The organism is Burkholderia sp. BCC0506 (assembly GCF_902833145.1).
Taxonomy (GTDB): Bacteria; Pseudomonadota; Gammaproteobacteria; order Burkholderiales; family Burkholderiaceae; genus Burkholderia.
The window spans coordinates 481,242-504,575 of the sequence record NZ_CADFEN010000002.1; the positions used below are offsets into that span (position 1 = coordinate 481,242).

The window sequence follows — 23,334 nt, forward strand, 5'->3', positions numbered from 1 at the left end:
GGAATGCGATGACGACTACCCGACCCCTGCTCGACGTGCAGGGCCTGACGCGCCGCTTCGACGGCGTGACCGCGCTCGACGGCGCGAGCCTGACGCTGGCCGACGGCGAACTGCTGAGCGTGATCGGCCCGAACGGCGCGGGCAAGTCGACGCTGTTCAACCTGATCGCGGGCGCCGACCGGCCCGATGCCGGCCGCGTGACCTTCGACGGCCGCGACATCACCGGCACCGCGCCCGAACGGCTCGCGGCGCTCGGCATCGCGCGTACCTTCCAGCATGGCCGCGTGTTCGGCAACCTCAGCGTGCTCGACAACGTGCTGATCGGCGCGCATGCGCGGCTGCGGGCGGCGCGGCCCGGCTGGCCGGCGCTCGGCGCGGCCGCCGAAGTGCTGCGCGCGCTCGTGCGGCCCGCGTCGGTGCGGCGCGAGGAAGCGGCGCTGCGCGACGAGGCGCGCGACATCATCGCGGGCTTCGGCGAGCGGCTCACGCCGCGCATCGATCATCCGGCGCACAGCCTGTCGTACGCGAACCGGCGGCGCGTGGAGATCGGCCGCGCGCTCGCGCTGCATCCGCGCCTGCTGCTGCTCGACGAGCCGACGGCCGGGATGAACGAGACGGAGACCGCCGAGATGCTGGCGCTGATCCAGTCGCTGAAGGCGCGCGGCCTGACGATCCTGCTGATCGAGCACAAGCTCGAACTCGTGATGCGCGTGTCCGACCGCGTGATGGTGCTCGACAACGGCGTGAAGATCGCCGAAGGCGCGCCGCGCGACGTGCGGCACGATCCGCGCGTGATCGAGGCGTATCTCGGCCGTCGCCACGCGGGCGGCGCGGCTGTCGAGCACACCGTGCAGGCGACCGCATGAGCGCACTTTCTTCGGAACCCGATACGACCATGACCGACGCGCTGTTGAAACTCGAACACCTCGATACGTTCTACGGACCGGTGCAGGTGCACTTCGACGTGAACTTCGAGGTCGGCCGCGGGCAGATCGTCAGCCTGCTCGGCGGCAACGCGAGCGGCAAGTCGACGACGATGAAGCTGATTCTCGGGCTGATGCGGCCGAAGCGTGGCGTCGTGCGTTTCGACGGCGACGACGTGACGGCGCTCGCGACGCCGCAGCGCGTGCGGCGCGGGATCGCGGCCGTGCCGGAGGCGCGGCGGCTGTTCGGCGACATGAGCGTGCGCGAGAACCTGCTGATGGGCGCGTACACGCGCGGCGATCGTGCGGCGGTGTCCGACGACTACGAACGCGTGCTCGACCTGTTTCCGCGTGTGCGCGAACGGCTCGCGCAGCGCGCGGGCACGCTGTCCGGCGGCGAGCAGCAGATGCTCGCGATGGCGCGTGCGCTGATGGCGCGGCCGAAACTGATCTGCATGGACGAGCCGACGATGGGGCTGTCGCCGCTCTACGTCGACAAGGTGCTGGAGCTGATCGACGCGATCAACCGGCAGGGCGTGACGGTGTTCATGGTCGAGCAGAACGCGAGCCTCGCGCTGGAGATCGCGCACTACGGGTACGTGCTGCAGACGGGGCGCGTCGTGCTCGAAGGGCCCGCGAAAACATTGCTCGACGACGAGCGCGTGCGCGATGCGTATCTCGGTGGGGAGGCGGTGGCGGTGTAGGGGGCGCCACGGGACTTCATTTCATGCGTGATCGGCGTGCATCGCTGCCGCCCGCGGAAACGTCAACACCACGGCAAACCCGCCCGCCTCGGGAAACGCGAACCCGACGCGCCCGCCGTGCGCCTTCATCACTTCCTGCACGATCGCGAGCCCGAGGCCCGACCCGGTGCGCCGCTCGCTGCCGTCCGGCGCGATCCGCACGAACGGCTGCAACGCCGCGTCCCAGTGCTCGCGCGGCATCCCGCGCCCGTTGTCGGTGACGGTCAGCGTCACCGCTCGATCCACGTTGCCGATGGTCGCGACCGACACGACGATGTCGTCCGCGTGCCCATGCAGCAGCGCGTTGTGCAGCACGTTCGACAGCGCTTCCTGAAGACTGATCGCATCGCCGTCGATCCACGCATGCGGCGCGTCGCTCGCGAACGCAACCGCCACGTCGCGCTCGCCGGCGAGCGGAATCGTGCGGCCCAGCACCTCTTTCGCGAGCGCGACGAGGTCGACCGGTTGCAGCGGCACGGCCTCGGTGCGATGAATCACCATCGCATGATTGAGCAACTGCCCGGTGAGCCGGCCGACGTCCGAGCAGGTCGCGCGCAGCGCATCGAGCCGCGCCGCGTGACGCGCGGGATCGGATTCGCCGTCGAGCAGCTCGATCTGCGCATCGAGCCGCGCGAGCGGCGTGCGCATCTGGTGCGCGGCGTCGGCGATGAAGCGCTGCATCGCGTTGATCCGCTCGGCGAGCCGCCGCATCAGCCCGTTGATCGACCCGATGATCGCGTCGATCTCGCTCGGCGTATCGACGGCCACGGGCCGCAGGTCGGCCGGATCGCGCGCGGCGATGATCGTGCCGATCTGCGCGAGCGGACGCAGGCCGCGCCGGATCGCGAGGCCGCTCGCGCCGATCGCGAGCACGCTCATCAGCAGGATCAGCGTCCAGACCTTGAAGCTCATGTCGTTCGTCAGCTGCTGGCGCGCGTTGGTTGTCTGCGCAACCGTCACGAGCGCCCAGCCCGGCGTGCTTTCCTCGGGCATGTAGCGTGCGATGGTCGCGGTGCGGACCCGGTGCCCCTGGTAGACGGCATTCGCGAACGCCGGGCCTTGTTTCGCGGCGGCGAGCGTCGCGGGGCTCGCGAGATCGTGGTAGCCGGCCACGACCACGCCGCGCGAATCGACCACCTTGTAGTAGACGAGGTCGTAGCGCGACAGCGTCGACAGCGCGGCCACCGGCGGATTCAGCGCGAGCACGCCGCCTTGCACGTACAGGTTTTCCGCGACCTGGATCGACGCGCCTGCCAGCAACTGGTCGTACGCGCGTTCGGCCGCGACCCCGGCGTAGTAGCGCGCGATCGCCGCGAGCGCGAGCGCGCCGGTCGCGACGACGAGCGCGATGAACAGCAGCGTGCGCCCGAACAGCGTCTTCGGGAACCAGTCAATGCGCGGCAATCTGATACCCCATCCCGCGGGCGGTGCGGATCTCGACCGAGCTGCCCTGCAGCTTCCTGCGCACACGCGTCACGTATTGCTCGACCGCGTTCGCGGTCGGCTCGTTGCCGAAGCTGAACAACTGGTTCAGCAGTTCGTCCTTCGAGAAGATGCGCTGCGGCCGGCTCGCGAGGATTTCGAGCAGCGCGAATTCCTGGCGCGACAGCGACAGCGGCCGGCCGTCGAGTTCCGCGAGGCGGCTGCTGCGGTCGATCACGAGGCCGCCGAGCGTCAGCACGTCGTTCGCGTGGCCGCTGTTGCGGCGCAGCAGCGCCTGCACGCGCGCGTCGAGTTCGCGGTAGTCGAACGGCTTCACGAGGTAATCGTCGGCGCCGAGGCCGAGGCCGCTCACGCGGTCGTCGATCGCCGAGCGCGCGGTGACGAGCAGCACGGGCGTCGTGCTGCCCGACGCGCGCAGGTTGCGCAGGACCGTGAAGCCGTCCATGCCGGGCAGGTTCGCATCGAGCACGACGAGGTCGAAGCGCTCGACGCGCAGCAGCCCGTTCGCGGTCGCGCCGTCGGCTTCGAGATCGACGGCGTGGCCGAGCCGGGCCAGGCGGCTGCGGATCGCCGCGCCGATTTCGGCATCGTCCTCCACGACGAGAATACGCATGGTGCCGTTTGCAGGTAGGTAGATTAGGGGTTTTCCCGGAGCCGGGATGTCAGCATTTTCTCAGACTCGGCCGATAACCTGTGTCGAGCCGGAAGCAGCAAGCAAGGACGGCATTAATACCAGAAATATTCAAGGAGACGGCAACATGCAGCATGTCACGGGCACGACGAATGCGCGCCGCGGCGCCACGCCGGCCCGCGCGTGGCCGCTGGCCGTTCGTCGCACGACGACGGTGCGCGCATGACGATGTCGCCGCGCCGCCGCGCATTGATCGCCGCCGGGCTCGGCGTGCTGGGCGTGCTCGGGGCGCCGGCGCTCGTGCGCGCGAAGCCGCGCACGGTGCGGACCTCGAAAGGCTATGGCGTGCTGTACCTGCCGCTGCTCGTGATGGAGAAGCAGCGGCTGTTCGAGCGACACGCGGCGCGCCACGGCGTGCGCGACGTCGCGGTCGAATGGGTGCTGCTCGACGGCGGCAACTCCGTCAACGACGCGATGATGGCCGGCACGCTCGATTTCGCCGGTGCCGGCGCGCCGGGCTTCATCGAGCTGTGGGCGCGGGCGCGCGGCATTCCGAACGTCGAGGTGATCGGCATCAGCGGGCTGTCGACCACGTCGCTGTCGCTGAACGCGAACCGGCCGGGCCTCGCGTCGCTGCGCGACTTCACGCCGTCCGACCGGATCGCGGTGCCGGGCATCCGCACGTCGCTGTCGGCGGTCGTGCTGCAGATGGTCGCGAGCCGGCAGCTCGGCCCGACGCACTTCGCGCAGCTCGATTCGATCACCGTGAACCTGCCGCATCCGCAGGCGATGCAGGCGCTGATCCGCCGCGAGAACGGCGTGACCGCGCACTTCACGTCGCCGCCGTTCTCGACGCTCGAGTTGCGGCAGCCGGGTATCCACCGCGTGGTGAGCTCGGTCGACGTGCTCGGCCCGCTGACGCTCGACGTCGTGTTCGCGCCGAAGCGGCTCGTCGATACGGAGCCGGCGCTCGCCGCCGCGTTTCTCGGCGCGCTCGACGAAGCGAACCGCCTGATCGCGCAGGACCCGCGCGCGGCGGCGGCGCTCTATGCGGCGTCGTCGGGCGTCGGCGTGTCGCACGACGACGTGATGCGGATGCTCGCCGCGCCCGACACGCGCTTCTCGGTGCGACCGAACCAGCTGATGGACTACGTCGAATTCCTGTACCTGGCCGGCACGATCAAGGCGAAGCCGCGCGCGTGGCACGAGATGTTCGCGCCGATGCTCGACGACTACCGGTCGGGTTGAGCCATGCCTGCCGCGATTCGAGTCCATTCATCGAACCACACCTGACGCGGGCGCGTTCGTCACGCGCGGCGTCGATTCGACCGACACGCAACCGATATGCAACCGATTCACCCAAGGAGCCTGAAGTGAACGCTACCGACACCCTGGACCCCGCGTCCGCCGAAGAACAGCGCATCATGTCGAAGATGGCGCGGCGCCTGCTGCCCATCCTCGTCGTGATGTTCCTGATCGCGTTCATCGACCGGCAGAACGTCGGGTTCGCGAAACTGCAGATGGTGCACAGCCTCGGGATGACGGAAGCCGCGTTCGGGCTCGCGTCGTCGCTGTTCTTCATCGGCTACCTGCTGTTCGAGGTGCCGAGCACGCTTGCGCTGCATCGTTACGGCGCGCGCGTGTGGCTCGCGCGGATCATGCTGACGTGGGGGCTCATCACGGTGCTGATGGGCTTCACGACGTCGATGCCCGCGTTCTGCTCGCTGCGCTTCGTGCTCGGCATCGCCGAGGCCGGCTTCTATCCGGGCGTGATCTATTACCTGACGCTGTGGTTCCCGCAGAGCTACCGCGCGAAGGTGCTCGGCATCTTCACGCTCGGCAGCGCGCTCGCGAACATGCTCGGCTCGCTGGTCGGCGGTCTCCTGCTGAGCCTGAACGGCGTATGGGGGCTGGCGGGCTGGCAGTGGGTGTTCGTCGCGACGGGCCTGCCCGCCGTGATCGTCGCGATTGTCGTGTTCCGCGTGCTGCCTGCGTCGTTCCGCGAAGCGCCGTTCCTCGACGCGCGCGAGAAGCAGATCGTCGCGGCCGCGCTGGAGCGCGAGAAGCCCGCGCAGGCCGAGCACGGCCAGCCGTGGAAGGCGCTGCTCGATCCGCGCGTGATGCTGTTCGCGGCGACCTACATGCTGATGTCGACGTCGCTGTACGGCGTCACGTACTGGCTGCCGACGCTCGTGAAATCGTTCGGCGTGTCGAGCACGACGAACGGGTTCCTGAGCATGCTGCCGTGGGCGCTCGCGGTGGTGCTGCTGGTGTGGCTGCCGTCGAAGCTGCGCCGCGCGAAGAGCATCCTGCGCACGATCGCGATCGTCGCGGCGCTGGGTGCGCTCGGCTTCCTGCTGAGCCTCGTGCTGCCGTCCACGCCGCTGCGCTTCATCGCGCTCGTGCTCGGCGGCGCGTGCATCCCGCTGCTGTATCCGTGCTTCTGGTCGATGCCGCCGCGTTACTTCACCGGTGCGCGGGCGGCCGCGAGCGTCGCCGCGATCAACTCGATCGGCAACCTCGGCGGCTTCTTCAGCCAGAACCTGATGCCGTTCGCCGGCAAGGTGACGGGCACCGCGTTCGGGCCGATGATCGTGCCGATCGTGTGCCTTGCGCTGCTCGGCGTCGGCGCGCTGGTCGCGTGGACGCGCTCGGAGCGGGGGATGGTGGCGGCGCGGGCGTGACGGGGCGCGGCGCTATCGCGGCGTCGCCCGGTTTCCGCTCGTCTTGAAACCGGGCGGCGCGGACGGATCAGGGTATGCCCGCGTGGCCGGTGCGATCGTCGCGCGCCGGCACGGCTTCCCCGGAGCCGCTGCGCGAACCGCGTCGATTCAGGACTAAACTGGTGCCTGATGCCACGTGCGCGAATCGAGGAGCCCTGCGATGATCGACCTTGCCGATATCCTGCCGTCCGCACTGCCCGCCGCCGTCGCCTGGGCCGAAGCGGAGGCGGCGCGCGGGCTGTTGCAGGGTGTGCCGCTGACGCCCGCGCAAGCCGACGACGCGCGCACCGTGGGCGTCGCGCAACCGGACCGGATCCGCGTGATGGCGGTCGACCGCATGCCGTTTCCCGACACGCCGACGCTTGCCGCGATCGCCCGCGACACGGGGCTGCTGTCGCCCGGGACGATCGGCCTCACGCTCGGTCATGCGGTGTACGTGCTGCGCGGGCACGCCACGCGCCGCCTGTTCACCCACGAATTCCGGCATGTGCATCAATTCGAGGCCGCCGGCTCGATCGGCGCGTTTCTTGCGCGCTATCTGCGCGAGATCGCGACGGTCGGCTACCACGACGCGCCGCTCGAGGCCGACGCGCGGCAGTACGAGTTCGATTGAACGCCGAGCCCTGAACCCCGACGCGGGCGCGAGCGTGCGCATGTCGCGATGAACGTATCCCATGCCCCTGCCGGCCCGGTGTGCGCGCACCGGGCCGCACCGTTCGGGAGTGTGCGATGAGCGACACGATCCATGCGTGGATCGGCGCGATCGGCGCGCATCCGCTGCTCGTGTTGGCGATCGTGTTCGTGGCCGCCTGCGCCGAGGCGATCGCGTTGATCGGCACGGTCGTGCCCGCCGGCGCCGTGATGTTCGCGGCCGGCGCGCTGATCGGCGCGGGCGCGCTCGATGCATGGGCGACGATCGGCATCGCGGCCGTCGGCGCGGTGATCGGCGACGGGGTCAGCTACGAACTCGGGCGGCATTACCGCGGGATGATCCGCAACGCGTGGGTGCGCTTCGGCTATGCAACGGCCTACGCGCGCGGCGAGGAATTCGTGCTGCGTCACGGCATGAAGAGCATCGTGCTCGCGCGCTTTCTCGCGCCGGTGCGTGCGGTGGTGCCGGTCGTCGTCGGCTGTGCGATGCTGCCGCGCCGGTCGTTCTACCCGGTCAACGTGATCTCGGCGCTCGTGTGGGCGCCCGTCCACGTCGCGCCCGGCATTCTGTTCGGCGCGTCGGCCGCGCTCGCCGCGGCGATCAGCGTGCGGGTCGCCGCGATCCTGCTGGTCGTGGCCGCGCTGGTCGCGCTCGTGTGGATCGGCGTGCGCGTCGCGCTGCGGCGCGGCTGGCCGCTGCTGCGCCGTGCGCTTGCCGAAGCCGTGCACGCCGGCGTGCGCCGCTGGCCGCGGTTCGGCGCGCGAGTGCACGACGGGATCGCATATCTGCGCGGGTTGCCGGGCGCGGTGCCCGTGCTCGCGCTGCTGTTCGTCGGCTGCGTGTGGCTGTTCGCGGGCATCGTGCAGGACGTCGTCGCGAACGATCCGCTGATGCATGCGGACATCGCGCTGTACGCTTTTCTGCAGAGCCTGCGCACGCCGCCCGTCGACGCCGCGATGAGCGCGCTCGCCGTGCTGCACGGCCACGATACGGGGCTGATCGTCGCGGCCGCGTTTCTCGTCTGGCTGATGATTCACCGCTGCTGGCTGACGGCGGCATGGTGGCTCGCGACGGTCGGCGTCGCCGTCGTGCTCGTGCCGGTGTTCGGCGCGGGGATGCCCGGCGCGACGCCCGCGAGCCTGCCGCCCGGCGCGCCGCACGTGCCGCTGCCCGATGCCGACGCCGCCTTCGCGATCCTCGCGAGCAGCGGCCTCGGCTGGGTGCTCGCGCGCGACCGGCCCGCGCCGTGGCGCATTCCGGTCGTGACGGCGGTCGTGCTGTGGATCGTGCTGGGCGGTTTGGCGCGGCTGTACGTCGGCGATACCTGGTTGTCGGGTTTGCTGGGCGGGTGGAGCCTCGGGCTCGCGTGGTTCGCGTTGCTCGCCGGAGCGTATGCGTACTGGCGCGTGCGGGAGCACGTGCAGCCGAGAGGTGCGCTCGTCGCGGTCGTCGTCGTGCTGGCGACGGCCGGCGTATGGACGGTGCCCGCGCAATGGCAGCGCGATCGCGCGGCGCGTCCGCATGTCGGCGACGTGGTCGCGATGACCGTCGACCAGTGGCTGCACGGCGGCTGGCAGCGCGTGCCGGCGCGGCGCACCGAGATCGGCGGCGACCGCGAGGAATATCTGCCGCTGCAATGGAGCGCGACGTCGGACACGCTCGACCGCCATCTTGCGCAGGCCGGCTGGCAGCGCGCGACGCCGTGGACGCCGGCTACCGCGCTGCGCTGGCTGGTGCCGCAGGCGCCGGCCGACACGCTACCCGTACTGCCGCGCTACACGCATGGCGAAAGCACGCGGCGCGTGTTCGTCCGCGTCGATCCGGCTCACCCTGAAAGCCGCTTCGTGCTGCGGCTGTGGCGTTATCCGTACGTGTTGCAGGATGCGCTCGGCATGCGGCCGCTGTGGTACGGCGCGCTGTATCGCGAGACGCTGCGCCGGCCGGCGCGGCTGATGACGATCGTGCGCACGACGACGATCGACGATGCGGCGGCGATCGCGCAGGCGCTGGCGGTCGAGCCGACGATCGCGCATCGGCCGGCGGGGATGACGGGGGCGCCGGACGAGATGCTGCTCGTGTGGATGGTCAGGCCGTGAGCGGACCCGCGTGCCATGCGCGGCTCATGCGTGAGCCGGCTGCGCGGGAACCACGGATAGCCGCAGGCCGACCGTCTTGAGCACCGCGAGCAGGGTTTTCAGCGTCGGGTTGCCATTCGGTGACAGCGTGCGGTACAGCGATTCGCGGCTGATGCCGGCTTCGGCCGCGACGGCGCCGAGCCCGCCGTACGCTTCCGCGACCGTGCGCAATGCGAGCAGGCCGGCCGCGCGGTTGTCCGGGTCGTCGAGCGATTCCATCGCGACGCGCAGATAGGCGACAGCGAGTTCGCGGTCGGCGCCGAGTTCGGCAACTTCCGCGTCGTGGTGCGATACCGCACCTTTGAGCTTGTTCATGTTTGCCTCCGTTTCCAGTTCGACCAGTGTTCCCTGGCGCGCCTGATGTCGTCGGATTGACTCGCCTTGTCGCCGCCGGACAGCAACAGCACCAGGGCGCTGCCGTGCCGGCCGAAGTACACGCGGTAGCCGGCGCCGACATGGACGCGCAGTTCGATCACGCCTTCGCCGACCGGCTCGCAATCGCCGAAGTTACCGGTCTGCACGCGACGCAGGCGCTCGCGAATGCGTGCCTGCGCGGGCTTGTCACGGATGGCGTTCAGCCATTCGGTGAAAGGCTCGCGACCGTCGTCGCGCCGATAGCGAAGGAGTTTGAACTTGGCGAGCATTGTAACTTATAAGCTACAAATAAGTAAATGGAACGAGGCGGTGCGCATCGCAATGGCTGGTTGGCTGACACGCGTGCGATGTATTCATGGTTAGGGATTCGAGGGCGTGGAGCGAGCCTCCCGGACGACGATCATTTTTTCATCCGGGATGGCGTCTGACGATTCGGCCGAATGGCCGGTATCGATGGTGCGATGGGGGCGTGTCGTGGCCGAGCGGCTCGGCTTCAGCGATCTATCCGGTTTTCCCGAGCGCACAAGCCCTGGTACGGCGCGCCGCAGCGCAGCGCGGCAAGATAGCGACCGTCGATGAATCGCGGTACGATCGCCCGTTTGCCTGTCTGGCCTGTCGCCGTCCCCCTCACGAGAGACCTCGCATGATCACGATCCGTCCGATGACCAACGACGATTTCGCGCGCTTCTGGCCGACCTATCGCGCCATCGTCGCTGCTCAGGAAACCTACGCATTCGATCCCGAACCGACGCCGGAAGCGGCACGCGCATTGTGGCTCGACGCGCCGCTCTGCACGTGGATCGCCGAGGAGGACGGCGTGGTGCTCGGCTCGTATTATCTGAAGGCGAACGCGGCCGGCCCCGGCAAGCACGTGAGCAACTGCGGCTACATGGTGAGCGAGGCCGCGCGCGGTCGCGGCGTCGCGCGCCTGATGTGCGAGCACTCGCAGCAGGTCGCGCGCGAGCGCGGTTTCCTCGCGATGCAGTTCAACTCGGTGGTCGCGACGAACGAGGTCGCGGTCGCGCTGTGGCAGAAGCTGGGGTTCGAGATCGTCGGCCGGCTGCCGCGCGCATACCGTCACGCGCGGCTCGGCTTCGTCGACTGCTTCGTGATGTTCAAGTGGCTCGGCGACGCGGCCGCCGCCGAAGCCTGAGCAACCGGCTCCCTGCGTCAGACGGCGAACGCGCCGTCGAACACGATGCGTTCGTCGAGCGCGAGCGTGCCGCGCGCGAAGATCAGGTCGAGATGGTGGCTGCCGTTTTCGCCGCCGCCGAGCCCGAGATGCAGCCCGGGGTGGCGTTCCTCGAACCCCGCGTTGCGGCCGTACAGGCCGCGGATCCCGAGGTTCGTGCCGATGCCGAATTCCTCGATCCGCCGGTGATTCGCGTGCCGGTCGAGATAGGTCGAGAAATCGCGCCGGAAGCCCGCATCGTCGGTGTCGAAATCGACGATCGTGCTGTGCTCGACATGCAGCGTCGCGAGCCGCTCGGCCACCTTGTACTTGATCGCGAACGGCACGGTGCCGAGAAACGTGCCGCTGAACACGACCGAGCCGTTGAGGTCGGTCACGTGCGTCGCGATCTCGCCGGGCACGACGTCGAGGTTGCCCATGCCGTCTACGCTCGTCCACTTCTGGTCCGGCGTGAGCGAGCCCGTCAGCGCGTTGCCGGCTTCGTCGATGAAGCGGATCCGCGACGCGCGTGCGGCCGCCTCGATCAGCCGGCCGTTGCGTGCGGCGATGTCGTCGAGCGATTCGGCGAACGCCTCGTCGAGGTGCGGACCGTAATCCTTGAACAGCACCGACTTGCTCCAGTGCTCGACGATCGCGGGGCGGATCGCGGCGAGGAACGGCGGCCCGCTCGGCGACGGTGTCGGCAGGCACGACGAGTCGTACAGCAGCACGAACAGGTCGGCGTCGTCGAGCGCGGCGGCGATTTCGCCGGGCGGCGTGCTTTCGAGGCAGAGGGTGGTCGCGTCGAGCGAATCGGGCAGGGCGGAAAAGGCGCGCAACGCGATGTCGCGGTTGCGGGTGTCGTAGCCGACCAGCAGTTTTCCCGATTCGCCGCGTGCCAGCTTGTCGCGCAGCGCCGGGTGAAAGCCGAGCGCGCGGTGCAGGTTCTGCATGCGTATCTCCGGAAACGGCGGAAGGGCCGCGGCCCTTCCGCGAGAACGGGTGGCCCGCTCAGACCGGCCAGAGCGCGGTGCCGAACGGCACCACGGCGTCCTCGACCATCATGTCGACGGCTTCGGGGTGCGTGTCTTCCTGCATCCAGTCAAGCAATTCGATTTGCTGGGTTTCCTGCATGTCAATTCTCCTGTGGTGAACATGAGTGATTCAACATGAAAGCGCGGTAAAAGTATTTCCGCTCCTCGTTCGATATTTTGTGAATGCCGGACGAGTGGCGTCGATATTAGTCTGCTGAATTTGCGAAAGCAATGCGTTGCAATGTTTTTAGTCGCGACGTGCTAAACACGGATGTTTTCGATTCACATATTGAAAAAACCGGATAAAACGGGCGACAGATCGCGCATCTTTTTTTCAGAGAATGGAATCCGGATCCAGGAAATGAATACGGTTATTTTTAATTGATATTCAATTGACCGGATTGCTGCACTTTATGTCGTTCTGGAAAGCCGCATGCGCGACCGTCCGGTGCTCGAAGCGGTCCGCGCGTTTTACACGCGTCAAGCGGTCGATCGGCATCCGCGCGTCATCCGAGCAACGCCTTTCCGATCGCCTTGGTCGGCTCGGAGCGCAGCACCAGCGAAGTCGTGACCGCGCCGAAGCGGGCAATCGCGTCGATGAGCGTTTCGAGCTGGCCCGGCGTCGGCACCAGCACCTTCAGCAGAAAGCAATCCTCGCCGGTCATGCGGTGGACTTCGATCACATGCGGCATGTCGGCAAACGCGCGCAGCGCCGGTTTGATGTGCTCGTGCGTCGTTTTCAGCCGGATGATGGCCATCATGCCCAACCCGAGCGCCGCCGGATCGATCCGTGCGCCGTAGCCGGCGATGATGCCGCGTTCCTCGAGTCGCTTGACGCGCTCCGAGGTCGCGGGCTGTGACAGCCCGATGCGCCTGCCGACTTCCGATAGCGGCGTTCGCGCGTTCTCCTGCAAGGCTTCGAGGATCGCAAGATCCAGGCGATCCAGTGCTTCGTCCGGCATGTCGGTCCTCCGCTACCGTTGATTCATCGGCATTTTGTCTCAATAACCGATGAGTTGCCATTCCATGCCGGCCGGCGCGTGGTCACACTGCGGCTTTCGTTGACGGAGGCAGTGATGGATCAGGCGATGGTGATCGTGCCGGGTATCGGCAATTCGGGACCGGATCATTGGCAGAGTCATTGGGAGGCGGCGTTGCCCCGCGCCGCGCGCATCGCGCCGGCTTCGTGGGAGGCGCCGGATCTGGCCGACTGGACGGCGGCGCTGGACGCGGCTGTCGCGAACGCCGGGGCGCCGCCGCTCGTGGTTTGTCATTCGCTGGGCTGTCTGTTGTTCGCGCATTGGCATGCCGTTTCGCCGCGCGCGGTGCGCGGCGCGTTTCTCGTGGCCGTGCCCGACCCGGAAGGGCCGCGCTTTCCGGTATCCGCCGCCGCGTTCGGGAACCTGCCGAACGGCCGGTTCGGGCGCGTGCCGGTGCTTGCGGTCGCGAGCACGGACGATCCGTACGATCCGTCGGGGCGAGCGCTCGAATGGGCCACGGAACGGGGCGCGACGCCGCTTGTGCTCGGCGCGCGCGGCCATCTGAACGCGGCGTCGGGGTTGGGCGGATGGGCCGAAGGGCGCGCGCTGCTTGCGGCGTTTGCGGCCGGACTCGGGCGATAGTGCGCGCCGGCACCGGGCCGCCGGATTTTTGCCGCCTGTGCGCGCCGGTTTCACGGCGGCTCGAGTATGATCGGCCGACGGTGGCCCAAGCCCCGGAATCGAACAACGATGGAGACACCCCGATGCGCGCAGTGCCGCAACAGGAGCGTGACGGCCGCTCGCGGCCGGACGCCGGCGCAACCGATCCCGGCCGGATGGCCGCGTGGCGGCTTGCGATCTGCCTGTCGCTCGGCAGCGCGATCGCGCTCGGCCTCGCACGCTTTTCATATGCGCTGCTGCTGCCGCCGATGAAGGCCGATCTCGGCTGGACCTTCGCGCAGGCCGGCGCGCTGAACACGGCGAACGCGGCCGGCTACCTGGTCGGCGCGCTTGCCTTTCCGCTGTTGTCGCGGCGCTGGCGCGCGGGCACGCTGCTCGCGGCCGGTTGCGCGTTGACTGCCGTACTGATGGCCGCGGGCGGGCTCACGTCGGACATGCACGTGCTGCTGGTGCAGCGGCTGGCAACGGGTATCGGCAGCGCATTGATCTTCATCAGCGGCGGCGTGCTGGCCGCGCGGCTCGCGTCCGCGTCGCCGCGCGACGCAGGGCTGTTGCTTGGCCTCTATTACGGCGGCACCGGCTGGGGCATCGTCGCGTCGTCGCTGCTGGTGCCGGCCACGCTCGCGTCACGCGTGCATGGCTGGCAACCCGCGTGGTTCGCGCTCGCCACCGCATGCGTGCTGTTCTCGGCGGTGGCCGTGTCGGCGGCGTTTCGCATCGAGCGCGTGCATGCGGCGCCGGCCACGCAGGCCGACGGCACGCGACCGGCGCCGACCGCGAGCCCAACCCGCTTCGCGCTCGCGCTGGCCGGCTACGGCCTGTTCGGCGTCGGCTATATCGGCTACATGACGTTCATCGTCGCGCTGTTGCGCGGCGCGGGCATGAGCGGCACGGTGGTCGCCGCGTTCTACGTGATGCTCGGGATCGCGACCGTCGTGTCGGCGCGGCTGTGGTCGGGGCTGCTCGACCGGATGCGCGGCGGCCAGGCGCTTGCCGTGCTCGACGCGCTGCTCGGCGTCGCGACGTTGATGCCCGCGCTGTTCGTGCATCCGGCTGCGGCATTCGCGTCGGGGCTGCTGTTCGGCGCGACGTTCCTGTCGGCGGTTGCGTCGACGACGGCCTTCGTGCGGCACAACCTGCCGCCCGACGGCTGGGCGAAGGGCATCAGCGCATTCACGACGGTCTTCGCATTCGGGCAGATCGGGGGGCCGGTGGCGATCGGCTGGGTGTCGGACAGTGCGGGGCTCGCGCGCGGGCTCGTGTATTCGGCGCTGACGCTGTTCGCGGGCGCCGCGCTCGCGGCCGGACAGCGGGCGCTGCGCGGCACGTCCGCGTAGTCGCGCGACCGTCACCGCACGCAGGCGGTGCGCGACGCTGCCGGTATCTTCGTCAGCGGGCACGGCGACATTCCGATGTCGCTGCGTGCGCTGCAGAACGGCGCGATCGATTTCGTCGAGAAGCCGTACAACTCGCAGCAGATGCTCGAGCGCGTGCAGCGTGCGCTGCGGCTCGCGCAGCAGCGGCATGCGGTGAGCCAGCGCCGCCGCGAGCTGCGCCAGCGGCTCGACGCGCTGACCGCGCGCGAGAAGGAAGTGCTGCGCGGCGTCGTGGACGGCAAGGGCAGCAAGCAGATCGCGTCGGACCTGTCGATCGACGTGCATCGCGCGAGCATCAAGGAGAAGCTCGGCTCGACGTCGATCGCCGCGCTGGTGCGCGACGTGATGGTCGTGTGGGGAGGAGGCGCGATAGCCGTAGCTATTGCAACGACGAACGACGCCGCCATGCGGGCGGAAAGGCACGTTCCCCCCGTTTGGAAAATTCATTCGTGGGGCCGGCGCAAGCCCGTTATTAGCGTGAACAGACCCTGGTGTTGTCGGCCCGCCGCTCCCCGGTCAAATCCGCAGAAAAAGGGGAGTGTCATCACTCCCGCAAATGATGGTCGGCGCGCGAGGCGGCGCTTTCCTGCAGCAGCGCGATCATCCGCTGCGCGAGCGGTGGCACGTATGCGCCCGCGCGATGCATCGCGCCGACGCGGCGGTCCAGCTCGAGTTCGCCGGCCCGCAGGTCGAGCGCGCGCAGTCCGGACACTTGGCCGAGCGCGTCGGCGCCGCCGACGCACAGCAGCGACGTGCCGCGCAGCAACTGCAGCAGCGACGTGTTGCCGAAATCGGTCTCGACGCGCAGGCGCGGCGCCGGCAGCCCGCGCGCGCGGAACGCGTCGTCGATCCGGTGCCGCACCGGGATCGTCGTTTCCGGCAGCAGCCATTCCTGGTCGGCGAGATCCGCGAGCGTGAGCGCGCGCTTGCGCTGCAGCGGGTGGGCGGCGTCGGCGAGCACCGTGAGCCGGTCGTCGAACAGCACGATGGTGTCGAGCGCGAGGTCCGGCTGCTGCGGCTCGGGCGCCACGACCAGGTCGAGCTCGCCGGCCGCGAGCAGGTCGAGCAGCTCGCGGGCGAGCCGGCAGCGCAGCCGCAGCCGCGCGGCCGGCCGCTCGCGGATCAGTTGCCGGCACGCACCGAGCACGAACGCGTTCGGCACGGTCGGCGAGTAGCCGACCCGCACGACGCCCTGTTCGCCGCCGCGGATCGCGCGCATCTCCTGCAGCGCATCGTCGAATTCGAGCGCGATCCGCTGCGCGCGGGCGACGAAGCGCGCGCCGGCCGGCGTCGACGTCATCCCGTTCGCGGTGCGCTCGAACAGCGTCACGCCGACCTGCGTCTCCAGCCGCTGCACGGCCTTGGTCAGCGCGGGCTGCGACAGCCCCAGCGCGTCGGCGGCCTTGCCGATGCTGCCGTGCCGCTCCACGGCCAGCAGGTATTCCAGATCGCGGGTATCCATCAGGGATTCCTGTCGGTTATGACTTTATATCCGGTAATGCATTGTGGTGATGCCTCGGCATCTTACAGACTGGCGGCACTGTTCGACCAGGAGAATCGTTTTGAGCTTCGCCTACTTCCTGCGGCGCGCGGCCCGTTACTGGGGCAGCCAGCCCGCCGTGATCCACCGCGACCGCGCGGTCACGTATCGTCAGCTCGACGAACGTTCGACGCGCCTCGCGAACGCGCTGCGCGGCCTCGGCTTCGCGCGCGGCGAGCGCATCGCCGTGCAGGCGCGCAACTGCATCGAACTCGTCGAGATCGAGTGCGCGCTATACAAAGCCGGCCTCGTGAAGGCCGCGCTGAACCCGCGCTTCACGGCGGCCGAGGCCGCCGACGTCGTCGGCAACTGCACGCCCGTCGCGTTCATCGGCGGGCGCGGCTATACGGACTACACGCCCGATTCGCCGGGCTTCGGCTCGGTCGAGCGGTTCGTGTCGCTCGACGGCGCGGCCACCGGCTATCTCGACTACGAAACGCTGCTCGCGAAGGGCAGCGATACGGCGCTCGACTACGTGCCGGCGGCCGACGACCTCGCGGTGCTGCACTTCTCGTCGGGCTCGACCGGGCGCATCAAGGCCGCGATGCAGAGCTACGGCAACCGGCTCGCGTCGCTGCGCAAGATCGTGCTCGGAATGGACCGTCCCGCGCAGCCCGGCGACCGGCTTGCGCTGATCGGACCGATCACGCACGCGTCGGGGATGCTGATGCAGCCGTACCTGTTCTGCGGCGCGACGCTGGTGCTGTTCGATGCGTTCGAGCCCGCGCAATTCCTCGCCGAAGTCGCGCGCCAGCGCATCACGCACACCTTCATGGTGCCGGCGATGGTCAACATGCTGCTGAACACGCCGGCGCTCGCGCAGGCCGACCTGCGCAGCCTGAAGGTGCTCGGCTACGGCGCCGCGCCGATGGCGCCCGCGCGCATCGAGGAAGCGTGGGCGCGCATCGGCCCCGTGCTGTCGCAAGGCTATGGCGCGAGCGAATCGACGTCGGGCGTCACGCGGCTTGGGATCGCCGATCACGCGCATGCGCTGCTGCACGACCGCGAGCGGCTCGCATCGTGCGGCCGGCCGCTCGGTGAAACGGAAGTGCGCGTGGTCGATGCGGACGGCCGCGAAGTCGAAGGCGATGCGATCGGCGAGATCGTGATCCGCGGCGCGGACGTGTTCCACGGCTACTGGAACGCGCCGGAGCTCACGCGCGAGGTGCTGATCGACGGCTGGCTGCACACCGGCGACCTCGCGCGCACCGATCGCGAAGGCTTCATCTACCTCGTCGACCGCAAGCACGACATGATCATTTCCGGCGGCTTCAACGTGTATCCGACCGAAGTCGAGGCGGCGCTGTACCGGCACGACGACGTGCTCGAAGCGTGCGTCGTCGGCGTGCCCGACGACAAGTGGGGCGAGGCCGTGAAGGCCGTCGTCGTGCTGCGTTCGGGCCGCGGCGCGCAGGCGGCCGAGCTCGTCGCGCACTGCCGCGCGCAGCTCGCCGACTACAAGGCGCCGCGCTCCGTCGATTTCGTCGCGGAACTGCCGAAGAACGCGAGCGGAAAGGTCGCCCGCAAGCTCGTGCGCGAGCCGTACTGGCGCGGCGTCACGCGTCGCGTCAACTGAAGGAGCCCGCCATGTTCGATCATCTGCAACGCCCCGAATTCGTCGCGCTGCGCGCGGCCGTCCAGCGCTTCGTCGACGACGAGCTGCGCCCGATCGAGCGCGAGCTGGGGCTCGACTCGGAAGACGTGTGGCCGCGCGACGTGCTGCGCCGCGTGTGGCGACGCTCGGCCGCGCTCGGTTTCTATACCGCGAGCCTGCCCGTCGAGATCGGCGGCCAGGGGCTGTCGATCGCCGAGGTGTGCGCACTGAAGGCCGACCTGGCCGCGTGCGGCGCGGCGCTCGCGCCGCACGTGCTCGGCGAACTCGGCGGGCCGCCGCGCATCGGCAACATGCTGAAGTACGCGACGCCCGCGCAGCTCGACCGCTATTTCAAGCCGGTGATGCGCGGCGAGAAATCGACGTGCTTCGCGCTGACCGAGCCGCATTCGGGCTCGGACGCGATGAGCATCCGCACGACGGCGGTCGACGACGGCGATTCGCTCGTCATCAACGGCACGAAGCACTACATCAGCGGTGCGCCGTTCGCCGATTTCGCGATCGTGATGTGCGTGACCGACGCGAACGCGACGCCGCCGCAGATCATGGCCGTGCTCGTCGATCTCGATCTGCCGGGCGTGAGCGTTCAGCACGAGTACGTGCCGATGTCGGGCCAGCACATCGACGCGGACATCCGCTTCGTCGACGTGCGCGTGCCGCGCGAGAACGTGTTCGGCGGCGTCGGCAACGGATTCAAGCTCGGCATGTCGCGTATCAGCGTGAACCGGCTGTTGCACTGCCCGACGATGCTCGGCCTCGCGATGTCCGCGTACCGGGCGGCGCTCGACTATGCACGCACGCGCCAGCAGTTCGGCGGCCCGATCGCGCGCTTCCAGGCGATCCAGCACATGCTTGCCGACATGGCCGCCGCGCTGTGGGCGTGCGAGAGCATGATTGCGCACACCGCCGCGCTCGCCGACGCGGGCGCGGACCTGCGAATGATGTCGTCCGCGTGCAAGCTGTACGTGTCGGAGCGCTGCTTCGAGATCGCGGACAAGGCCGTGCAGATCCACGGCAACGTCGGCGTGACGCGCGGTCATCCGGTCGAGCAGACGTTCCGCAAGCTGCGGATGTTCCGCATCCTGACCGGCACGAGCGAGATCCAGCGCAACGCGATCGCGAAGGCGATTCTCGAACCGGCCCGCGCGGGGCGCGACGCATGACGGCCCGCGGCGCGCACGACGCGTGGCCCGCAGGCGACGACCACGCCCCCGCGTGGTCGTGCCTGCGCGGCGTGCGCATCGTCGATGCCGGCCAGTTGCTGCCCGGCCCGCACGCGTGCGCGCTGCTGCGCCAGCTCGGCGCCGACGTGATCAAGGTCGAGCCGCCGGGCGGCGACGCGTTGCGGCAGTTCGGCGCCGACACGTTCGCGCAGTTCAACCGCGGCAAGCGCTCGGTCGTGCTCGACCTGAAGACGCCGGACGGGCGCGCGCGCTTTCTCGATCTCGTGCGCGACGCCGACGCGGTGGTCGAAGGCAACCGGCCCGGCGTGATGGCGCGGCTCGGGCTCGACTACGCGACGCTCGCCCGCACGAATCCGCGCATCGTGCTGTGCTCGATCACCGGCTACGGGCAGGACGGCCCGTATGCGAACCGCCCCGGCCACGACCTGAATTTTCTCGCCGAGGCCGGCTACTGGTCGGTGCCTGCGCAACTGCACGACACCGTCGCGCGTCCCCGCGTGCGGCTCGCCGACCATGCGGCCGCGATGCATGCCGCACTCGCGCTGGCCGTCGCCGTGATGAGCGCGCGTGCGAATGGGGTCGGCCAGCACCTCGACGTATCGATCCACGACGCGATCTTCGCGTGGACCGCGCCGGCCGCGTGGGCGCTGCACACCGGTCGCGATACACCCGACACCGCGCGCTGGGTGATGCCCGACAACGATCTGTTCGAAACCGCCGACGGCCGGCACATCGTGCTCGCGACGCTCGAGGACAAGTTCTGGGCCGTGTTCGCCGATGCGCTCGGCGATGCCTGCCCGGCGCTGCGCGAGCCGCGCTACGCGCAGCGCGCGGGCCGCCAGGAGCATCGGCATGCGCTCGGTGCGCAGTTGCGCGCGCTCTTCGCGACGCGCACGCAGGGCGACTGGATGCGCGTGCTCGGCGCGCTGGGACTGCCGGTGTCGCGCGTGCCCGATGCCGGCGAGGTGTTCGACGATCCGCACGTGCGGGCTCGCGGCGTCGCGCGCGAGGTGGCGGCCGACCGCACGCTCGCGGTGCGCTTCCCGGTGAAGTTCTCGTTGGGTTTGCCGGACAGCGACGATCGCGTGCCGGCGCCCGGTGAGCCCGGCGGCGGATAGCACGACGCCGCCGACCGACCACGATAAGGAAACAGGAGACAGCCATGACGAATGGTGCGCAGTACCGCCCCGGACGGGCGTGGTCCATCGCGACGATGCTCGCGCTGATGATGCTGGTGAATTTTCTCGACAAGGTCGTGCTCGGCCTCGTGTCGGTGCCGATGATGCGCGACCTGCATCTGAGCCCGACGCAGTTCGGCGTGATCGGCGGCAGCCTCAACTGGCTGTTCGCGGTCGCGGCCGTCGCAGGCGGCATCGCCGCGAACCGCTGGCCCGCGAAATGGCTGCTGTTCGCGATGGCCGCCGCGTGGGCGCTGCTGCAACTGCCGATGCTGGTGGCCGGCTCGATCTGGGTCGTCGTCGCGTGCCGCGTGCTGCTCGGCATCGGCGAAGGCCCTGCGTCGCCGGTCGCGACGCACGCGATCTACAAGTGGTTTCCCGATACGCGGCGCAACCTGCCCGTCGCGCTGCTGCACCAGGGCAGCGCGCTCGGCCTGCTGATCGCGGGGCTGTCGATTCCGGTCATCACGACGCACTGGGGCTGGCGCGCGAACTTCGCGGTGCTCGCGCTGCTCGGGGCCGTGTGGTGTATCGCGTGGGCGGTGTTCGGCGAGGAGGGCACGCTGGCGCGGGCGCCGCGCGCGACGGGCGGCGAGCGGGTGCCGTACGGGCGGCTGCTGACCGACCGCACGGTGCTCGGCAACTTCCTCGGCCATTTCGCGGCGAACTGGATTCTCGCGATGACGCTCACGTGGATGCCGACCTACCTGCAGCTCGGGCTCGGCTTCGGGCCGCACGCGGCCGGCCGCATGTTCGCGCTGTTCGTCGCGGTCACGTCGCCACTCAGTCTCGCGCTCGCGTGGCTGTCGCAAGCGCTGCTCGCGCGCGGCATGCCGTCGCGGCATGGCCGCGGCACCTTCATCGCGGTCACGCTGGCGATCGCCGGCGCGATGCTCGCCATGCTGCCGCTGCCCGAAGTGCCGCGCGCGGCGAAGCTCGTGCTGCTGACGCTCGGCAGCGGCCTGACGCTGACCATGTACTCGATCGGCCCCGCGATGCTCGCCGAAGTGACGCCCGATGCGCAGCGCGGCGGCGTGCTCGCGCTCAGCAACGGCTTCGCGTCGCTCGCGGGGCTCGGCGCGCCGGTCGTCACGGGAATGCTGATCGAAGGCGCGGGCGCATCGGTCGCGCACGGCTTCGAACAGGCGAGCCTCGTATGCGGCGTCGTGCTGATCGCATGCGGCGTGCTCGGCGCGTGGTGCCTCGATCCGCAGCGCTCGCTGCGGCGTCTGGCGGGCGAACCGGCGCGCGCGACGCCGCCGGTCGGCGCGTGCGGCCACTAGCACGGCGCGACACATCGTTTTCGGCGTGCGGCCCGCTTGCCGGGCGGCGGCGCCTTTCGACGGCAGGCAGTACCACGATACGCCGCGCGATGACGCGGCAGGAGGAGACATGAAGAAGATGATCGCGGCGACGCTGGCTGGCGCGCTTTGCGCGAGCGTGCATGCGCAGTCGAGCGTCACGCTGTTCGGCCGGATCGGCGGCGGCGTGCGGTGGGTCAACGGGCTGCCGGGCGGCAGCCAGATCGGCTTCAACAACAACATCATCGCGGGCAACGAGTTCGGTATTCGCGGCAAGGAGGATCTCGGCGGCGGGCTGAGGGCGCTGTTCGTGCTCGACGGCGCATTCAACAGCGGCACCGGCGCGCTGAAGATGTCCGGCACGCTGTTTTCGCAGGCGGCGTATGTCGGGCTCGCCGGCGATTTCGGCCGTCTGACCCTCGGCCGTCAGTTCAACGTCGCGGAGGATCTCGGCATCGCGCTCGATCCGCTCGGCGGGCGCGGGCAGTCGCTCGCGGTCGAGCCGGGTGTGCTGTTCGACGGCAACTTCTTCACGCTCGACTCGCGTTTCAACAACACGATCAAGTATCTCGGGCAGGTGGGCGGCCTGCGCTTCGGCGCGAACTATTCGCCGGGTGGTGTCGCCGGCAGCTCGCATGCGGGCACCAGCTATTCGACGGCCGCGATGTACACGTATTCGGACCTGATGGGCGGCGTGTCGTACGCGAAGACGTACAGCCCGGACGGCTCGCAGTCGGCGCAGACGATCCAGGCGGGCGGCACGCTGCAGCTCGGTCGCGCGCGCTTCTACCTGAGCTACGCGTCGCTGAACGTGCGCGCGAACAAGGCCGGCGCGCCGTCGCGACGCGACGACATCCCGTCGTTCGGCGTCGTCGTGCAGCCGCTGCCGTCGCTGCAGCTGAGCGCAGCCGCGTTCTACGACCGCGCGCGCAATCTCGGCAACGTGCGGGGCGCGGACGGCCACAAGCTGACAACCTACGCGATCGCCGAGTACTTCCTGTCGAAGCGCACGGAGCTGTATGTCGAAATCGACCGCAACGGGATGACGGGCGCATACATGCGCGACCCGGCGACCATCGCGGCGCTGAACCTGCGACGCGGCGCGAGCGCGACGACCGGCGTGTCGATCGGGTTGATGACGCAGTTCTGAGCTGTTCCCTTCACCGTTTTCAAGGAGCGTGATCCGATCATGCGTACTTCATCCAGATGGGTCGCGGGGCTGCTGACGGCAGCGTGCTGGACCGTCGCCGCCCACGCGCAATCCGATGCCGCGAGTGTGGCGGCTGCGTCGTCGTCGATTCCGGCGGCGCAGGAAGCCGCACAAGCACCCGCGGCATCACCGGCGTCGGCCGGCGTGCCGCCCGCGCAGCGCAACGCGGCCGACCGCAAGCTGAAGCGCCGCGTCAGCACCGCGCTTGCCCGCACGAAAAACTTGAACGCGACACGCATCCTGGTGCGGGTGCGCGACGGCGGCGTGACGCTCGCCGGCTCGGTCACCGATACGGGCCAGGTGAATCTCGCGGCGGCGGTCGCGCGGCGCGTCGACGGCGTGACGTCGGTGTCGAACCAGTTGCGCATCGACGGCCAGCAGCCGTGAGGGTCGCGCGCGCTCGATGAGGGCTAAGCAACCCGGCCGCGCGCGGTCGCGGAGA

The 23,334-nt window shown here is 69.5% G+C and carries 24 protein-coding genes and 1 pseudogene; 17 read left to right on the plus strand and 8 right to left on the minus strand.

Going from position 1 to position 23,334, the window contains the following annotated elements:
* The first annotated feature begins 8 nt into the window (after positions 1–8).
* Together HWX62_RS06140 and HWX62_RS06145 are read left to right on the plus strand one after the other, a co-directional pair.
* Complete coding sequence (locus tag HWX62_RS06140; RefSeq protein ID WP_175931953.1) at positions 9–866, plus strand: ABC transporter ATP-binding protein; 858 nt, start codon at positions 9–11, stop codon at positions 864–866.
* Entirely contained in the window at positions 863–1,627 is a 765-nt protein-coding gene (locus HWX62_RS06145) for an ABC transporter ATP-binding protein (RefSeq protein ID WP_175931952.1), read from the plus strand. The genes HWX62_RS06140 and HWX62_RS06145 overlap by 4 nt, the downstream gene beginning before the upstream one ends.
* Positions 1,628–1,648: 21 nt before the next feature.
* Here HWX62_RS06145 and HWX62_RS06150 read toward each other — a convergent pair whose 3' ends face one another.
* Together HWX62_RS06150 and HWX62_RS06155 are read right to left on the minus strand one after the other, a co-directional pair.
* Complete coding sequence (locus HWX62_RS06150; RefSeq protein ID WP_175931951.1) at positions 1,649–3,070, minus strand: sensor histidine kinase; 1,422 nt, start codon at positions 3,068–3,070, stop codon at positions 1,649–1,651.
* Positions 3,057–3,722, minus strand: a complete 666-nt coding sequence (locus tag HWX62_RS06155) for a response regulator transcription factor (protein ID WP_175931950.1) — start codon at positions 3,720–3,722, stop codon at positions 3,057–3,059. Before HWX62_RS06155 ends, HWX62_RS06150 begins: the two co-directional genes overlap by 14 nt.
* A gap of 46 nt (positions 3,723–3,768) precedes the next feature.
* On the opposite strand from HWX62_RS06155, the gene HWX62_RS06160 reads away from it, so the two are divergent.
* The 5 genes from HWX62_RS06160 (at position 3,769) to HWX62_RS06180 (ending at position 9,211) form a co-directional block, all read left to right on the plus strand.
* Positions 3,769–3,966, plus strand: coding sequence for a hypothetical protein (locus HWX62_RS06160; protein WP_175931949.1), 198 nt, complete (start codon positions 3,769–3,771; stop codon positions 3,964–3,966).
* Positions 3,963–4,988, plus strand: a complete 1,026-nt coding sequence (locus tag HWX62_RS06165) for an ABC transporter substrate-binding protein (RefSeq protein WP_175931948.1) — start codon at positions 3,963–3,965, stop codon at positions 4,986–4,988. Before HWX62_RS06160 ends, HWX62_RS06165 begins: the two co-directional genes overlap by 4 nt.
* A 125-nt stretch (positions 4,989–5,113) precedes the next feature.
* The gene (locus HWX62_RS06170) at positions 5,114–6,424 is read left to right on the plus strand and encodes an MFS transporter (protein WP_175931947.1); all 1,311 of its coding nucleotides are present in this window, start codon (positions 5,114–5,116) and stop codon (positions 6,422–6,424) included.
* 199 nt (positions 6,425–6,623) lie between these two features.
* Positions 6,624–7,076 carry a hypothetical protein gene (locus tag HWX62_RS06175; protein ID WP_175931946.1) on the plus strand — a complete coding sequence of 151 codons (453 nt, stop codon included), beginning with the start codon at positions 6,624–6,626 and terminating at the stop codon, positions 7,074–7,076.
* 116 nt (positions 7,077–7,192) lie between these two features.
* Positions 7,193–9,211, plus strand: a complete 2,019-nt coding sequence (locus HWX62_RS06180) for an LssY C-terminal domain-containing protein (RefSeq protein ID WP_175931945.1) — start codon at positions 7,193–7,195, stop codon at positions 9,209–9,211.
* A gap of 24 nt (positions 9,212–9,235) precedes the next feature.
* Here the strand turns inward: HWX62_RS06180 and HWX62_RS06185 are convergent, their stop codons facing one another.
* Positions 9,236–9,565 (minus strand): transcriptional regulator, encoded by a 330-nt coding sequence (locus tag HWX62_RS06185; protein WP_047901651.1) that lies wholly within the window; start codon positions 9,563–9,565, stop codon positions 9,236–9,238.
* A complete protein-coding gene (locus HWX62_RS06190; protein ID WP_175931944.1) occupies positions 9,562–9,894 on the minus strand; it encodes a type II toxin-antitoxin system RelE/ParE family toxin in 333 nt (110 codons plus the stop codon). The genes HWX62_RS06185 and HWX62_RS06190 overlap by 4 nt, the downstream gene beginning before the upstream one ends.
* Before the next feature lie 374 nt (positions 9,895–10,268).
* On the opposite strand from HWX62_RS06190, the gene HWX62_RS06195 reads away from it, so the two are divergent.
* On the plus strand, positions 10,269–10,778 hold the full coding sequence (locus tag HWX62_RS06195) for an N-acetyltransferase (RefSeq protein WP_175931943.1): 510 nt from the start codon (positions 10,269–10,271) through the stop codon (positions 10,776–10,778).
* 17 nt (positions 10,779–10,795) lie between these two features.
* Here HWX62_RS06195 and HWX62_RS06200 read toward each other — a convergent pair whose 3' ends face one another.
* The 3 genes from HWX62_RS06200 to HWX62_RS06205 form a co-directional block, all read right to left on the minus strand.
* A complete protein-coding gene (locus HWX62_RS06200; protein ID WP_175931942.1) occupies positions 10,796–11,749 on the minus strand; it encodes a leucyl aminopeptidase in 954 nt (317 codons plus the stop codon).
* Between the two features lie 58 nt (positions 11,750–11,807).
* Entirely contained in the window at positions 11,808–11,930 is a 123-nt protein-coding gene (locus HWX62_RS33190; protein WP_006479692.1) for a hypothetical protein, read from the minus strand.
* Positions 11,931–12,336: 406 nt separating this feature from the next.
* Entirely contained in the window at positions 12,337–12,792 is a 456-nt protein-coding gene (locus HWX62_RS06205) for an Lrp/AsnC family transcriptional regulator (protein WP_175931941.1), read from the minus strand.
* Positions 12,793–12,906: 114 nt separating this feature from the next.
* Here HWX62_RS06205 and HWX62_RS06210 point away from each other — a divergent pair, with 114 nt between their 5' ends.
* The 3 genes and pseudogenes from HWX62_RS06210 to HWX62_RS06220 all read left to right on the plus strand — a co-directional run.
* Entirely contained in the window at positions 12,907–13,452 is a 546-nt protein-coding gene (locus HWX62_RS06210) for an alpha/beta hydrolase (protein WP_175931965.1), read from the plus strand.
* A 122-nt stretch (positions 13,453–13,574) separates the two neighbouring features.
* Positions 13,575–14,828 carry a YbfB/YjiJ family MFS transporter gene (locus tag HWX62_RS06215; RefSeq protein WP_175931940.1) on the plus strand — a complete coding sequence of 418 codons (1,254 nt, stop codon included), beginning with the start codon at positions 13,575–13,577 and terminating at the stop codon, positions 14,826–14,828.
* Between the two features lie 45 nt (positions 14,829–14,873).
* Positions 14,874–15,227, plus strand: a pseudogene (locus tag HWX62_RS06220) (LuxR C-terminal-related transcriptional regulator); the annotation flags it as partial.
* 184 nt (positions 15,228–15,411) lie between these two features.
* Here HWX62_RS06220 and HWX62_RS06225 read toward each other — a convergent pair.
* Positions 15,412–16,329, minus strand: a complete 918-nt coding sequence (locus HWX62_RS06225; RefSeq protein WP_175931939.1) for a LysR family transcriptional regulator — start codon at positions 16,327–16,329, stop codon at positions 15,412–15,414.
* Positions 16,330–16,429: 100 nt separating this feature from the next.
* Here HWX62_RS06225 and HWX62_RS06230 point away from each other — a divergent pair, with 100 nt between their 5' ends.
* The 6 genes from HWX62_RS06230 (at position 16,430) to HWX62_RS06255 (ending at position 23,279) form a co-directional block, all read left to right on the plus strand.
* A complete protein-coding gene (locus tag HWX62_RS06230) occupies positions 16,430–17,983 on the plus strand; it encodes an AMP-binding protein (RefSeq protein WP_175931938.1) in 1,554 nt (517 codons plus the stop codon).
* 11 nt (positions 17,984–17,994) lie between these two features.
* Positions 17,995–19,182, plus strand: coding sequence for an acyl-CoA dehydrogenase family protein (locus HWX62_RS06235; protein WP_175931937.1), 1,188 nt, complete (start codon positions 17,995–17,997; stop codon positions 19,180–19,182).
* The gene (locus HWX62_RS06240; RefSeq protein WP_175931936.1) at positions 19,179–20,321 is read left to right on the plus strand and encodes a CoA transferase; all 1,143 of its coding nucleotides are present in this window, start codon (positions 19,179–19,181) and stop codon (positions 20,319–20,321) included. Before HWX62_RS06235 ends, HWX62_RS06240 begins: the two co-directional genes overlap by 4 nt.
* 44 nt (positions 20,322–20,365) lie before the next feature.
* Positions 20,366–21,664: an MFS transporter gene (locus HWX62_RS06245; protein WP_175931935.1), complete on the plus strand. Its 1,299-nt coding sequence runs from the start codon at positions 20,366–20,368 to the stop codon at positions 21,662–21,664.
* A 109-nt stretch (positions 21,665–21,773) separates the two neighbouring features.
* The gene (locus tag HWX62_RS06250; RefSeq protein WP_175931934.1) at positions 21,774–22,832 is read left to right on the plus strand and encodes a porin; all 1,059 of its coding nucleotides are present in this window, start codon (positions 21,774–21,776) and stop codon (positions 22,830–22,832) included.
* Positions 22,833–22,871: 39 nt separating this feature from the next.
* Complete coding sequence (locus HWX62_RS06255) at positions 22,872–23,279, plus strand: BON domain-containing protein (RefSeq protein WP_175931933.1); 408 nt, start codon at positions 22,872–22,874, stop codon at positions 23,277–23,279.
* The last annotated feature ends 55 nt before the right edge of the window (positions 23,280–23,334 follow it).